General features: G+C 73.4%; 11 protein-coding genes. 3 read left to right on the plus strand and 8 right to left on the minus strand.

All coding sequences use genetic code 11. The features are described from left to right. Positions 1-8: 8 nt before the first annotated feature. Both D7147_RS16690 and D7147_RS16695 read right to left on the minus strand, forming a co-directional pair. The gene (locus D7147_RS16690) at positions 9-1,478 is read right to left on the minus strand and encodes an NADH-quinone oxidoreductase subunit NuoF family protein (RefSeq protein ID WP_120678604.1); all 1,470 of its coding nucleotides are present in this window, start codon (positions 1,476-1,478) and stop codon (positions 9-11) included. After that, complete coding sequence (locus D7147_RS16695; protein WP_233563168.1) at positions 1,475-3,076, minus strand: ferric reductase-like transmembrane domain-containing protein; 1,602 nt, start codon at positions 3,074-3,076, stop codon at positions 1,475-1,477. The genes D7147_RS16690 and D7147_RS16695 overlap by 4 nt, the downstream gene beginning before the upstream one ends. A 177-nt stretch (positions 3,077-3,253) precedes the next feature. Here D7147_RS16695 and D7147_RS16700 point away from each other — a divergent pair, with 177 nt between their 5' ends. Beyond that, positions 3,254-4,162 (plus strand): L,D-transpeptidase, encoded by a 909-nt coding sequence (locus D7147_RS16700; RefSeq protein ID WP_233563169.1) that lies wholly within the window; start codon positions 3,254-3,256, stop codon positions 4,160-4,162. A gap of 69 nt (positions 4,163-4,231) precedes the next feature. On the opposite strand, the gene D7147_RS16705 is transcribed toward D7147_RS16700, so the two are convergent. From D7147_RS16705 to D7147_RS16720, 4 genes are read right to left on the minus strand one after another with little or no spacing between them, the layout of a single operon-like run. Further along, positions 4,232-4,855 (minus strand): response regulator transcription factor, encoded by a 624-nt coding sequence (locus D7147_RS16705; RefSeq protein ID WP_120678608.1) that lies wholly within the window; start codon positions 4,853-4,855, stop codon positions 4,232-4,234. Next, on the minus strand, positions 4,852-5,985 hold the full coding sequence (locus D7147_RS16710) for a sensor histidine kinase (RefSeq protein WP_120678610.1): 1,134 nt from the start codon (positions 5,983-5,985) through the stop codon (positions 4,852-4,854). The genes D7147_RS16705 and D7147_RS16710 overlap by 4 nt, the downstream gene beginning before the upstream one ends. 28 nt (positions 5,986-6,013) lie before the next feature. Continuing rightward, positions 6,014-6,814 (minus strand): ABC transporter permease, encoded by an 801-nt coding sequence (locus D7147_RS16715; RefSeq protein ID WP_120678612.1) that lies wholly within the window; start codon positions 6,812-6,814, stop codon positions 6,014-6,016. A 2-nt stretch (positions 6,815-6,816) separates the two neighbouring features. Continuing rightward, a complete protein-coding gene (locus D7147_RS16720; RefSeq protein ID WP_120678614.1) occupies positions 6,817-7,716 on the minus strand; it encodes an ABC transporter ATP-binding protein in 900 nt (299 codons plus the stop codon). A gap of 314 nt (positions 7,717-8,030) precedes the next feature. Here D7147_RS16720 and D7147_RS16725 point away from each other — a divergent pair, with 314 nt between their 5' ends. Further along, positions 8,031-8,885: an alpha/beta hydrolase gene (locus tag D7147_RS16725; protein ID WP_120678617.1), complete on the plus strand. Its 855-nt coding sequence runs from the start codon at positions 8,031-8,033 to the stop codon at positions 8,883-8,885. A gap of 136 nt (positions 8,886-9,021) precedes the next feature. Here the strand turns inward: D7147_RS16725 and D7147_RS16730 are convergent, their stop codons facing one another. Beyond that, positions 9,022-11,121: a prolyl oligopeptidase family serine peptidase gene (locus tag D7147_RS16730; protein WP_233563170.1), complete on the minus strand. Its 2,100-nt coding sequence runs from the start codon at positions 11,119-11,121 to the stop codon at positions 9,022-9,024. A 294-nt stretch (positions 11,122-11,415) separates the two neighbouring features. Here D7147_RS16730 and D7147_RS16735 point away from each other — a divergent pair, with 294 nt between their 5' ends. After that, positions 11,416-12,561 (plus strand): site-2 protease family protein, encoded by a 1,146-nt coding sequence (locus D7147_RS16735; RefSeq protein WP_120678619.1) that lies wholly within the window; start codon positions 11,416-11,418, stop codon positions 12,559-12,561. A gap of 64 nt (positions 12,562-12,625) precedes the next feature. Here D7147_RS16735 and D7147_RS33080 read toward each other — a convergent pair whose 3' ends face one another. Beyond that, positions 12,626-13,864: an FAD-binding protein gene (locus D7147_RS33080; protein ID WP_120678949.1), complete on the minus strand. Its 1,239-nt coding sequence runs from the start codon at positions 13,862-13,864 to the stop codon at positions 12,626-12,628. Positions 13,865-13,913 lie beyond the last annotated feature (49 nt).

Genomic DNA, 13,913 nt, shown 5'->3' on the forward strand with positions numbered 1-13,913 from the left:
GAACGCGGCTACGAGTCGACCTTCGTGAGGCGCAGCGCCAACTCGGGGCAGACCTTCACCGCCTTGCTGGCCCCCTCCCGCAGCCAGGTCGGCACCGGCGTCGGGGGGAAGGCCGGGTAGCCGTTGGCGTCCAGCCGGATGAAGTCCGGTACGACGTGCGCGCAGAGGCCGTGCCCGTCGCAGCGGGACCAGTCGAGGGTCAGCTTCTGGGGGGCCGCATCCGGCGCGCCGGGCAGGCCCATCACACCCTTCACCCGCCGGCCGCACCCCTCACCGGCCGCGTGCAGCCGCAGGTCCTCGACGAAGACCTCGACCGCGGAGAGCGCGAAGCGGGCCGTACCGTCCGGGTGGCTGCACGCCCCCCTTCCCTTCACCTCACCGGCGGCGGCCCGGACGATGTCGGCGGGCTGACTGCCGGCGACCGCGAGGTCCACCGCCCGGGCCAGGTCGGGCAGGCCCCGCTTGCATGGGCCGCACTGCCCCGCGGACTCCCCGGCCAGGTAGCGCACCACCTGGGCCGCCTCGCCGAGCGGGCAGGTGTCCCCGCCGAGCGGAACGATGATGCCGGCGCCGAGGGTGCCGCCGACCGCGGCCATGCCCTTGCGCGAGATCTCGGCGCGAGCCGCCGCCTCCGCCGTGATCCACTTTCCGTGGTAGCCGCCGGTCAGGATGCCCGGCCCGTCGGGCACCTCGCAGAGGTCGAGGATGTCCCGCAGCGGGGTGCCGGCCGCGCACTCGACCACCGCCGGTCGGCCGGCCGCGCCGGTGACCGTGAGCAGCACGGTGCCGGGCTCGTCGTCGGTGCCGAGGGAGGCGTACTCGTACGGCCCGAGCCGGGCGGCGACGGCGAGCTGGGCGTACGTCTCGGCGTTGGAGAGCAGGGTGGGCAGTCCGTTCACCCCGGAGTCGCTGGAGCGTTTCTTGGTGCCCGGCGGGATGTGTGGCAGCCCGTTGATGCCGTTGACCAGCGCCCCGCCCTCGCCGGAGATGAACCGGTGCGGAACGGTGACGACGCTCGTGGGGACGGGCATCCGCCGCTCGGCCAACGCCTCCATCAGCGAGCCGCGACCCACCTCGTCGTCGGTGACGCCGAGCACGATCTCCTCGGCGTCGAGCGCGTACGCGGCCAGCGCCGCGCCGTCGAGGATCAGGTGCGGGGCCCGGGTGAGCAGCACCTTGTCCTTCCAGCTGGCCGGCTCTCCCTCGGTGGCGTTCACCACCACGACGGCGCCGAGGTCCTGCCGCTCGCAGGAGTCCAGCACGGCGCGGAGCTTGCGGGCGAACGGGAAGCCGGCGCCGCCCTTGCCCTTGAGCTGGATCCCCTCGGCGAGGCGGAGCAGAGCGGCCGCCTCCAGCGGGCCGACCGGCCCGTGGGTCTCCTCGTGCGCGGCGAGGTCGAGCCGACCGAACTCGGCGAAGCCCGCGGTCAGCCGTGGTTCGCCGACACAGGCCACCGGAGGGACGGTCGTCCGCCTCACTTGGCCTCACCCCGCAGTCCGGCCCAGTACGCGCCGTCCACCGCGTCGGCGTTGGCTCGGCGGCGGCGACTCGCCCGTCCCTCGCCGGCGGCCCGCCGGGCTCGCCGGGACGCCAGATCGACCAGGGTGGGGGTGTCGTCGACCGGCGCCTCCTCGGGCAGGTACTGGGTCGGCGGGCGCCAGTAGTCGGGCTCCTCCGGCGTGTCGTCCTCGACGCTGTGCCGCCCGCCGCTCGTCGGCTGCGCGGAGATCGGCTCGGCGGAGACGGGTTCGGTCGCCTCCCAGCGGCTCGGGCTGGTCCACGGCTCCTCCGGCTCGTCGACGCGGCGAGCCGGCACCGGGATCCGGGCTTCCGTACCGGACTCGTCGTGGTCGTCGGCGCGGCGGCGCGACCCGGCGGACGCCGACACCCGGCCGGTCGGCTCCGGCTCCTGCGCGCGACGCCGCCGCGACCGGCGTGCCGCCGGCTCGACCTCCTCGTTCCGCGGCCGGCGCGACGCGGGCTCGTCCCGTTCGTCCCGCTCGTCGCGGTACCGTCCCGTCCGCCGGGTCGACGCACCGGTCCGGGCCGGCTCCTCGTCCCGCCGGCGTCCGCGCGATCGGGTCCGCTCGTGGGCGGCGGCCGGCTCGGGCACCACCGGCACGGCGAACCGGTCGGCGCCGCGCCGCGTGGACGGCACGGACATCTCGGCGGTGGCCTGCGCCCACTCGGCGTCGCGGCGCTGCCGGGCCGCCTCGGCGGCCCGCTTGGCCTCGCCGCGGCGGCCGAGACCGAGCACCGGCCGGCGCCCCTCCTCGGCGGGCCGGCCGGCGAGGGCCTTGTTCCTGGCGGCGGCCTGGTTCTGCTCGCGGCTGCGTCGCCCCAGCGTCACCGAGAGGCGGACGAGCAGCGCCGCCACCACCAGCAGCACGCAGACCAGGTAGCTCAGCGTCACCCACGGCTTGGCCGCGCGCCCGGCGTTGAGGCCGTGCACCAGGGCGAACGGCCAGGAGGCGTACGCCGTGGAGTGCAACGCCCGCCACAGCCACTTCGGACCGACGTTGGCGAAGCGGGCTCGGACGATCCCCGTCCAGAGCACGGCCACCATCAGCAGTGCGGCGACCGTACCGAGCCCGACGTAGAGCCCGGTGCCGGAGACGAACGGCACCACCGCGTCGGTGCTCGCGGCCCGACCGGTGGCGATCTTGGTGAGCACGTGGAGGCCGAGGCCGGCGACCCCGAGGACGCCGGTGGCCCGGTGCGCGGACTGCAGCAGCACCCGGTGCCGGATCAGCAGGACCAGCCGGTCCGTGGCGAGCAGCCCCATCATCACGGTGAGGCTGAGCGAGACGAGGGTCACCACCCCGGCGAAGAACTCGGTGAAGAAGAAGCCGTACGCGTACGCCCGCTGGCCGGCGCCGGTGAGCATCACGGCCGCCCACAACGCCGCGAGGGCGGAGACGATCAGCACGGTCATCGCCGACCCGGACGAGACCCGCACGCCCCGGCTGCTGGTGCTGGTCCGGACGGGCGTCGCCTTCTGCTTCTGCTTGACCCGGGCCATCTGCTCCTCGATCGTCCAACGGCGGCGGACCGCCGGCCGGCTGCACTCCGCCATCCAGTACGGATCGACGAGGCGGCCGGATCACCGCCGCCGAAGAAATTTCCCGCCGGATCGAACCGGCGGACGGGATCACGCGTGTGGCACCGGCCGAGCGGGGGCGTGGGCGGAGAGTCTCGGCGGGTTTGGCGGTATTCGACCCGCTGCGGCGTTAGACCCTCGTACAGTAATTTTGTGCCGTTTGACCGAATGAAATCCTCCGGACGTCGGGGCTGGCTGGCCGCCGGTGTCGGCATACCGGCACTGCTCGTCACCGCGCTGCTCACCGGCCTGGCGCTTACCCCCGAGACGGAACCGGTGGCCAGCAACGCCGCCCCCGTCATCACGGCGACGCCGAGCGAGGTCGACCAGAGCCCCGAGGAGAGCGTGCTCCCCGCCGCGCCGGCCCCACCTGGGCTGCCGGTGGTGACGTACGACCCGGCACCGGCCGGGTTCCCGGCCGACCCGGCCGCCCTGGACACCACACCGCTCACCGAGGGGCTGCACCCGACCCGGAAGATCCCCGCCTACGACGCGCCGGGCGGCAAGCCGATCGCCTTCCTCGCGCCGACGATCAGCGAGGTCGAGTTGATCATGCCGATCGCCGATCGGCGGTCGGGATGGACGGCCGTCCTGCTCCCCTCGGCCAACCGGAAGCTCGCCTGGCTTCCGCCCGGCGGTCACACCACCGTCACGCTGCGGGACCAGATCGTGGTGGAGCGGCGCGTGCACCGGCTCACCTGGTACCGGGCCGGCAAGGCGGTGCGCACCTGGGAGGTGAGCCTGGGCCAGCGCGGGCAGGAGACACCGCTGGGCCGCACCTTCGTCCTCGGCCGCACCCCGCCGCCGGAGGACGTGTACGGCGGCGTCGACATCTACGCCCTCGGCTCGATCCCCGACGACCTCGACGCGGTCCCGGCCGGCCTGCGCGGCGCCCACATCGGCGTGCACACCTGGTACAACGACGACGAGCTGGGCGAGAACACCACCAACGGGTGCATCCGGCTCACCCGCAGCGGCCAGCGCGAACTGCTCGCCGAGGTACGCCCCGGCAGCAGCGTGGTGGTGGTCGAGGAGCTGCCCACCCCACCCCCGACCGCCTGAGCCGGACGCCGGCGCGACCACCACCCACCGCCCGAGACGCCGGCCGCGCCTGCCTCGCCCGGCGCCGCCTCAGTCGCCGAGCAGCCAGCCGTTCTGCTCCGCGATCCGGACCGCCTCGGCCCGGTTGCGGGCGCCGGTCTTGCCGATGGCGGCGGAGAGGTGGTTACGTACCGTCCCCTCGGAGAGGTGCAGCGCGCCGGCCAGGTCCGCCACCGTCCCGCCGTCACGCGCCGCCCGCAGCACGCCGGTCTCCCGTTCGGTGAGCGGGCTCGCCCCGGTGGCCAGCGTCTCGGCCGCCAGCGTCGGGTCGACCACCCGCAGCCCGGCGTGCACCCGGCGGACCGCCTCGGCGAGCTGGCGCGCCGGGGTGTCCTTGACCACGAAGCCGTTGGCACCGGCCTCCATGGCCCGGCGCAGGTAACCGGGACGGCCGAAGGTGGTCACCATCAGCACCCGGCAGGCCGGCAGCGCCGCCCGCAGCGCCGCGGCGGCGGCGATCCCGTCCAGCCCGGGCATCTCCACGTCGAGCAGCGCCACGTCCGGGTCGGTCCGCCGCGCCTCGGCCACCACCTCGTCGCCCCGGCCCACCTCGGCGACCACCGTCAGGTCCGGTTCGAGGGAGAGCAGCGCCGCCAACGCCCCCCGGACCAGCGCCTGGTCGTCGGCGAGCAGCAGCTTTATCGGCTCGGTCACCGGGCACCCGCCGGCAGGCCGACCCGGAGCACGAACCCGCGCCCCTGCGGGCGACGGCCGACGCTCACCGTCGCGTCGAGCCGCTGGGCCCGCTCCCGTAGGCCGACCAGGCCGTGCCCGGCGGCTTCGGCCTGCGCCGTCGGTCCCCGGCCGTCGTCACTGACCTCCACCGCGTCCGGCTCCACCCGGATCGTGCAGTGGCGCGCCCCGCTGTGCCGCACCACGTTCGTCACCCCTTCCCGTACCGCCCAGCCGAAGAGCGTGTCCCGCTCGGCCGGCAACTCCGGCAGTTCCGCAGGCAGGTCGGCCGTGATGCCCGCGGCGGTCAACGCCGACCGCGCCCCCGCCAGCTCGTCGGCCAGCCGCACCCCCCGGTACGCCCCGACGGTCCCCCGGACGTCGGCTAGTGCGGCCCGGGCGAGCTGCTCCACCTCGGCGATCTCCGCCACCGCCCTGGACGGGTCGACCTCCACCAGCCGGCCGGCCAGCTCGGCCTTGATGGCGACCACGGTGAGCGAGTGGCCGAGGATGTCGTGCAGATCCCGCGCCGTCCGGGCCCGCTCCTCGGCCACCGCCAAGCGGCTGATCTCCCGCTGTGCCGCCCGGAGCTCGCCGTTGCGCTGGGCCAGCGCGGCCACGCCGAACATGGCGAACGAGGCGAGCAGCACGGCGAAGAAGACCCCGCTCACCCCCGACCAGCCGGGCACCAGGTAGCCCGCCACCAGCGGCGTCAGCGCGGCGAGCACCACGACGACCAGCGCCCACACCGCGGGGAGGAGGAAGACCCCGGCCGTGGCCACGAAGACCAGCGTGGTCATCCAGTCCGCACCGGTGCCGGGGATGCCGACCAGGCCGAGGGCGAGCAGCCCCAGCAGCGAGGCAGCGGCCCGGCCGCGCGGGATCGGCCGGCCGGCCTGCCGGTGCGCCCGGGCCCACTCGAAGAGCAGCACGTACGCCACCCCGAAGGCGACCAGCGTGCCGATCCCGAGCCACTTGCGCCACGGCTCGGCCTGTCCCAACGCCGTGCCCAGCGGCACGTTGAGGAAGAAGAGCCAGACCGCGGCCAGCAACCAGCCGGTGAGCCGCCACTTTCGGCTCACCGGCTGGGGCTGACCCTTCGGAACGTCCATCGGGCTCACGCTAGCCGTCGGTCTCCGCTCAGACCCGGGCGGTGTCCCGGCGGAACAACCGGGTCGCACCGAGCGCGAAGAGGGCCGTCCACGGGACCAGGTTGGCCAGTGCCGCCAGGCTCACGCCGTCGCCGGTCAGCGGGGCGCGGGCGAGTTCGCCGACGCCGTACACCGGGGTGAACCGCGCGACGTCCCGGAGCACCTCGGGCAGCACCTCCAGCGGAACGAAGAGCCCACCGAACATCGCCAGCACGGCGAGGATCGGGCCGATGAACTGCATGACGTTCTCCGCCGGGAAGAGGTAGCCGACGAAGAGGCCGAACGCGGCGAAGACCAGCGAGCCGAGCCACGCCCCGAGGCCGGTCAGCAGCCAGACGTCGGCGGAGAGCCGTACGCCGGTCGCCGCGCCGACGACGAACTCGACGCAGACGGCGATCAGGCCGAGGACCATCGCGGTGACGACCTTCGCGGCGACGTACGCGGTGGGACGCAGCGGGGTGAGCCGCAGTTGCCGACTCCAGCCCAGCGCCCGCTCGGTGGCGACCGCGGCGCCGATGCTGGTGGTGGCGACCATGGCGGCGTACACGGCGAGGCTGACCATGATGTACGCGGTCACCGCGCGGCCGTTGGGCAGCTGCTGCCCGCGCTGCGGCAGGCCGAAGATGAGGAAGAAGACCGCCGGCATGATCAGGGTGAACGCGAGCGTGCGGCGGTTGCGCAGCACCCGGCGCAGCTCGATGCCGAGCACGGCCGGGGAGAAGCCGCCAAGGGCGGGGGGCCGCCGGTCGGGGGCGACGCGGTCGGTGGTGGCGTTCAGCGCGGTGGTCATCGTCAGGCTCCGGCGTGGTCGGTGGTGAGGGCGAGGAAGGCGTCTTCGAGGTTGCGGGAGGTGATCTCCACGTCCCGGGCCGCGGTCCGGGTGAGCAGGTGCCGGGCGACCAGGTCGGAGTCGGCGGTACGCACGAGCACGCTGTCGCCGCGCACCTCCACCGCGTCGACGCCGGGCAGCGCGGCGAGCGCGGCCTGGTCGGCGCCGGGGAGAGTGGCCCGGACGAGCCGGCCGGCGGCCAGGTTCTTGATCTCGGCGGTGGTGCCGTCCGCCACGATCCGTCCCTGCCGGACCAGCACGATCCGGTCGGCGTACGCGTCGGCCTCGTCGAGGTAGTGGGTGGCGAAGATGACGGTCCGTCCGGACCGGGCGTCGCGCCGCAGTGCCTGCCAGAACTCGCGCCGCCCCTCGACGTCCATGCCGGTCGTCGGCTCGTCGAGCACCATCAGGTCCGGGTCGGGCAGCAGGGCGAGGGCGAAGCGCAGCCGCTGCTGCTGGCCGCCGGAGCACCTGCCCACCACCCGGTCGGCGATGCCAGTGATCCCGGCCCGCTCCAGCACCTCCTCGGCGGGGCGGCTGTGCCGGTAGAAGTTGGCGGTCAGCCGTACCGTCTCGCCGACGGTCAGGTCCTTGAGCAGCCCGCCGGTCTGCAGCACCGCGGCGACCCGGCCACGCGCGATCGCGTCCGCCGGTTCGCCCCCGAGGATGCGCACCGAGCCGGCGTCCGGGCGGGCCAGGCCGAGCAGCATGTCGATGGTGGTGGTCTTGCCCGCGCCGTTCGGGCCGAGGAAGGCGACCACCTCGCCGGGCTCCACCCGCAGGCTCAGCCCGTCGACCGCGGTGACCGCGCCGAAGGTCTTGGTTAGGCCGCTCAGCTCCACGGCCGGTTGCGTGCTCGTCATGGGAACCATGCTCTTGCCCGGCGGGGTCTCGTACCCCGAGCGCCCGTCACGTTCGCGCCGTGACATTTGTCAGGGGTGGGGCGGCCGCGCTCCCCGGTGAGCGCCCGGGCCGCCGGGCTGTCATGCCTGCGCGGGGTGATACCTCACCGACATAAAGATGCCTCTGAGGTATCGGACTCCGGGGCGACCTGGCTACCAGGCGCATCAGAGACCCCAATTCACGCACCTATCGGGCGGCCGGGAGCCGGAGGGTTCCGGCCGCGCCAACCGGGTAACCGCCGGGGTCCGCACGTCGCGACCGGGGAGGGACGCCGATGGGCAGCGCGCCGCAGGGAAACGTGGACACCGTCGTACTCATCCACGGGCTCTGGATGACCCCCCGGAGCTGGGAAGGGTGGGTCGACCGATACCAGGCACACGGCCTGCGGGTGCTCGCCCCCTCCTGGCCCGGCATGGAGGGCGAGGTCGAGCAGCTGCGCGACGACCCCACGCCGATCGCGGGGCAGCGGATCGCCGACATCGTCGACCACTACGAGCAGACCATCCGGACTCTTCCCCGACCGCCGATCATCATGGGGCACTCGATCGGCGGGCTCATCACCCAACTCCTCCTCGACCGGGGCTTCGGCGCGGCCGGGGTGGGCGTCCACCCCGTGGCCATCAAGGGCGTGGTCAAGTTGCCGCTCAGCACCCTGCGCTCCGGCTTCTCGATCCTGCGTAACCCGGCGAACCGGCACCGGGCCGTCCCGTTCACCCAGGACGACTTCCACTACGCGTTCGGCAACACCATGAGCCGCGCCGACTCCGACCGCGCCTGGCAGCGCTACGCCGTCCCCGGGGCCGGGCATGTGCTCTTCGAGAGCGCGTTCGCCAATCTCGATCCGAACTCGGTCGCCGAGGTGGACACCCGTCGCGACGACCGGGCGCCCCTGCTGCTGATCACCGGGGGCGCCGACCACGTCGTCCCGCCCGGCGTGGTCCGCAGCAACGCCGCGCTCTACACGAAGTCCCGGGCGCTGACCGCGTACCACCCGTTCCCCGGGCGGTCCCACTTCACCGTGGGCGAACAGGGCTGGGAAGAGGTTGCCGACTTCGCGCTGAACTGGGCGCTGGAGGCGGCCGCCATGCCCCGAGCGGCGACGATCGCGAGCGAGAGCCCCCGCCGCTGACTCCTGATCGGGCCGGAGTCAGCCCTGGGGCTCCTCGGCAGCCCGTTACCACCACCAGCCGGTCGACATGAGGTTCGTCATGTCGACCCCGAGGAGCATGGTGGCGCTGCGGCTCCAGGTCGGACGGACGTCACCGCTATCGCTCGGAAACCTGAGCCTGCTCGCTCACCGCGGGTGCAGACTGGCGCGGCACACCCGGGCCCATCGGCGTCAGCTTGCGCCAGAGGAACTCCAGCATCAGCGCCCAGATGAACGCGGACTGCTCGTTGTCGACAGCGCCGCCGTGCCCGCCTTCGACGTTCTCGTAGTAGGTGACGTCATGGCCGTGCTCGCGCAGGCGAGCAGCCATCTTCCGAGCGTGCCCCGGATGCACCCGATCATCCCGGGTCGAGGTGACGAGCAGGAGCGGCGGATACGCCAACCCACTGCGAATGTTGTGGTACGGCGAGTACTCCCGCAGATAGGACCAGTCCTCCGCCCGATCCGGATCGCCGTACTCGGCCATCCAGGAGGCGCCGGCGAGCAGCCGGTGATAGCGGCGCATGTCCAGCACCGGCACCTGAGCGACTATCGCGCCGAAGAGCGCCGGGAAGCGCGTGAGCATCACCCCCATGAGCAGACCGCCGTTGCTGCCGCCCTCGATGCCAAGCTGCGCCGGCGTGGTGATCCCCTGTGCGACCAGGTCCCAAGCCACCGCCGCGAAGTCCTCGTACGCCCTCCGCCTGTTCTCACGCATCGCGGCGTGATGCCACCGCGGGCCGTACTCGCCGCCGCCGCGAATGTTCGCCACCACGTAGGTGCCGCCCCGGGCCAGCCAGCCGCAGCCGATGGCGCCGTCGTAGTCCGGTGTCATCGGGATCTCGTACCCGCCGTATCCGGTGAGCAGCGTCGGCCCGGTGGTGGTGGGCTCGGGCCCCACCAGGAAGTACGGGACGCGGGTGCCGTCAGCAGACGTGGCGAAGCCTTGGCGTACCGCGAGGTTCCCGGCGTCGAACGAGGCCGGCTCCTGCTTGAGCACCTCGACCGGGCCACCGACCTCGCCGAGTCGCAGGGTCGCCGGTTGGAGGAACCCTTCCGACGCGAGCAGGTACTCGTCGCCCAGCTCCGGGTCGGTCTCCACGAGCCGGCTGTGCTCGTTCGACGGGACCCCCGCGAGTGGCTCCCGCCGCCACCCCGTCTCGCCGGGCGTCAGCACGGTGAACCGGCTCCGCACGTCGACGAGGGTGGCCAGGATCAGATGGTTGCGGGTCCAGACGTGGTAGCTCAGGGCAGTCTGTTCGTCGGGGCGGAACAGCGGTGTCAGCTCCCGCTCGCCGGCGAGGAACGCGTCGAACCGGGTCGCCAGCAGGGCACCCGCGGGGTGGGTCAGCCCAGCGACCCGCCACGGCGAGCGGAGCCGGATCACCAGCCACTCGCGGTGTACGTCCCATGCGGCGTCCGCCGGCACGGGAATCCGGATCCGCTCCCCCGCCTCCGTCAGCAGGAAGTTCTCCGACCGGTAGAAGTCCAGATGACGGCCCACGAAGTCGCGCCTGAACCCCGGCGTCGGGTCGTGCGAGGCGTAGACGGTCACGTCATCGGGACGGGCCTCGTAGACGACCTCGGCCTCGGCCAGCGGCGTGCCCCGCCGCCATCGTTTGGCGACGCGCGGGTAGCCGGAGGTGGTCAGCGAGCCGGGCCCGAAATCGGTGGCCACGTAGATGTGGTCGGCGTCGATCCAGCCGGCGGCGCTCTTCGCCTCGGAGAGGGAGAAGCCTCCGGCCACGAACTCCCGGCGGCCCAGATCGAACTCGCGGATCACGGTCGCGTCGGCACCACCTCGGGACAGGCTGATCAAGCAGCGCCGGTATCCGGGCCGGAGCACCGTCACCCCGCCCCAGACCCAGCTCTCCCCCTCCTCGGCGGCCAGCGCGTCGACGTCGAGCAGCACGTCCCACTCCGGCTCGCGCCGGCGGTACTGGTCGAGGGTGGTTCGGCGCCAGACCCCGCGCGGATGCGCGGCGTCCCGCCAGAAGCCGTAGTAGAAGCGATCCCCGCGCCAGCCCGGGTAGGGGATGCGGTAGTCGGCGTCGAGCACCTGTCGGATCTCGGTCCGCAGTGCGGCGAACCGCTCCCCGCCGGTCAGCGCGGCGAGGGTCTCCGCGTTGCGATCCCGCACCCACCCGACAGCTTCCGCCCCGTCGACCTCCTCCATCCAGAGGTACGGGTCATCATCCTCGTCGATCCGTGCCGCCACCTACGCAACTATCCCGGACAGGCAGGCTACATCCCTTGTCCGAGGCTTGTCGGCATGGCGACTCACGGCTGCACCCGGCCGGCGCCGGTTGAGCCCACTCACCGCCGTTCGAGCAAACACCACGCCGTACGCGAAGGATGTCCGGACTCTGGACATGATGCGGCTCGTTGACGTCGTGCAGCCGGACCGGACCACGTTGGCGCAGGTCTTCGCGCGGCGGACAAACGGCCATACCGCCCACCGGGTGGCTCTCACCCCTGGCATGGCCGGAGGCTGCACGGGTATCACCCGTTCATGAGGGCGAGTTTTCGGCTCGGGCGGGTCGCGGGCGTACCGGTCGGGGTCAACTGGAGCGTCCTGGTCATCTTCGCGTTGATCTGGTGGGGGCTGGCCGCGAGCCAGTTCCCCCGCTCCTACCCGGACCGGCCGGTGATCCTGTACGTGCTGGCCGGGCTGGTCGCGGCGGCGGTCTTCTTCGTCGGGCTGCTGGCCCACGAGGTCTCCCACGCGATCGTGGCCAAGCGCAACGGCTTGGAGGTCGGCGGCATCACGCTCTGGCTCTTCGGCGGGGTGGCCGAGCTGCACGGTGAGGCGAAGGACCCGGGGGCCGAGCTACGCATCGCCGGGATCGGCCCGCTGGTGAGCTTCTGCATCGGCGTCGTCTTCGGCGCGTTCGCCATCATCCTCGCCCAGGTCGGGTACCGGGGACTCGCGCTCGGGGTGCTGGCCTGGCTGGCCGGCATCAACATCCTGCTGGCGGTCTTCAACGTGCTGCCGGCCGCTCCGCTCGACGGCGGACGGCTGCTGCGCGCCGGGGTGTGGCGGTGGACCGGGGACCGGACGAAGGCCACGATTGTGGCCGCCCGCGCCGGCTGGGCGCTCGGCGCGCTGCTCATCGCCCTCGGCATCTGGCAGTTCCTGGCCGGCGTCGGGTTCGGCGGGCTCTGGTTGGCGCTGATCGGCTGGTTCCTGATCGGCGCCGCCGCCATGGAGGAACGGCAGGCCCGGATGGGCAGCGCGCTGCAGGGCGTCCGGGTGAGCGACGTGATGACGGCGCAGCCGCAGACCGCGTCGGCGGACATGACGGTCGCCGACTTCGTCGACAGGTACCTCTTCGCGTACCGGCACTCGGCGCTGCCGCTCACCGAGGACGGGGGGCGGCCGATCGGCCTGGTCACGCTGGACCGGGTACGCGGGATCCCGCCCGAGCGCCGGTCGGCGACCACGCTGGCCGAGGTGGCGTGCCGCGAGGAGCAGCTGGTGCTCGCCAACCCGGACGAGCAGTTGAACGAGCTGCTCCCCCGGCTCAACGAGTGCGCGGACGGACGCGCGCTGGTGGTGACCGGCGATCAGCTGATCGGCATCGTCTCGCCGAGCGACATCAGCCGGGCGGTGCAGCGGGGCAGCCTCCGCGAACACACGGCCGGCGAGCGACGCTGACCCCCGGACGGCCGGCGAGAGTTGCCGACCCCGGACGGCCGCCGCCGAGTGTCCGACGCGGGGATCAGCGGGGGAAGTATTTGTCGAGCTCTTCGGTGCGGAACACGCCCCGGGGATCCAGGCGCGTCAGCAGGGCGGCGAAATCGGCGTACCGGGGGTAGGCGGCGGCCACCCGGGACGGGTCGAGCCCGAACACCTTGCCCCAGTGCGGGCGCGGGTGCCACGGTGCGAGCCGCTCCTCGACGGCGGCCACCACCGGCAGCACCACGGCGGGGTCGTCGACCCAGGTGAAGTGCACGGCGAGGCTTTCCCGGTGGTGGTTCGGGCTGAGCCAGAGCCGGTCGGCGGCCACCGTACGCAGCTCGCAGATCTGCAGCACCGGCGCGATCAGGTGCGCGATCGGGTCGAGCGCGGCGAGCACCTCGGCCGCCGCCGAACGGGGCACGTGGTACTCCGACTGCAGCTCGTCGCCGCTGCTCGGGGTGAAGCCGAGCCGGAAGTGCGGCAGCCGCTCGTGCCACGGCCCGGGCACACCGAGCTGCGGTGTGCAGTTGCGGGCCGGCATGCCGGGCACCGGATGCTGCGGCGCGTCGGCGGGCGTCGTACCGAGCCAGTCGAGCGGCGGCGCGGGCTCACCGGCCCGCTGCTTGCGCCACACCTGGTTGATCCGCGGCGTTCGCCAGTCGGTGAAGAGGCTGACGCTGTACGCCGAGCCGAGCGCCTCGGCGACGTGCTCGCGCGGCAGGTCCAGCCGGACGTACTGCCGCACCTCGAAGGTGGGCAGCAGATCAAGGGTGACCCGGGTGACGACGCCGAGCGCGCCGAGGCCGACCACCATGCCGGCGAAGACCTCCCCGTCGGCGTCCCGGTCGACCCGGCGCAGGTCACCGTCGGCGGTGACGAACTCCAGCGCGGCGACCGAGGTGCCCAGGTTGCCGTTGCGCTCGCCGGAGCCGTGGGTGCCGGTGGCGATCGCCCCGGCGACCGAGATGTGCGGCAGGGAGGCCAGGTTGGCCAGGGCGTACCCCTCGGCGTGCAGCCGGGTGGCCACGTCCCCGTACCGCAGCGCGGCGGTGACCGTGACCTGCCGACGCTCCGGGTCGATGCTGATCTCCGGCGGAAGCCCGGCGAGGCTCACGAGGTCGCCGGGGGTGTCGCCGAACCGGTTGAAGGAGTGCCCGGTGCCGACCACCCGCACCCGCTCGGCGGCGGCGACCAGCCGGCGCAGCTGATCGACGTCGGCCGGCCGGTGGAATCGTCGCGCCGAGTACCGCACGTTCCCCGCCCAGTTCCGGCGCGGCACGTCGGCCCGCGCACCGGCGGGCGCGGGTTCGGTCAGTTCGTCCGCGCTG

The sequence above is a fragment of the Micromonospora musae genome, from assembly GCF_003626545.1.
Lineage (GTDB): Bacteria > Actinomycetota > Actinomycetes > Mycobacteriales > Micromonosporaceae > Micromonospora > Micromonospora musae.

Coding starts and splice junctions, on each gene's coding strand:
- D7147_RS16695 (WP_233563168.1), bottom strand. CDS start 3,076: ATGGCGGAGTGCAGCCGGCCGGCGGTCCGCCGCCGTTGGACGATCGAG.
- D7147_RS16710 (WP_120678610.1), bottom strand. CDS start 5,985: ATGGACGTTCCGAAGGGTCAGCCCCAGCCGGTGAGCCGAAAGTGGCGG.
- D7147_RS16715 (WP_120678612.1), bottom strand. CDS start 6,814: ATGACCACCGCGCTGAACGCCACCACCGACCGCGTCGCCCCCGACCGG.
- D7147_RS16720 (WP_120678614.1), bottom strand. CDS start 7,716: ATGACGAGCACGCAACCGGCCGTGGAGCTGAGCGGCCTAACCAAGACC.
- D7147_RS16725 (WP_120678617.1), top strand. CDS start 8,031: ATGGGCAGCGCGCCGCAGGGAAACGTGGACACCGTCGTACTCATCCAC.
- D7147_RS16735 (WP_120678619.1), top strand. CDS start 11,416: ATGAGGGCGAGTTTTCGGCTCGGGCGGGTCGCGGGCGTACCGGTCGGG.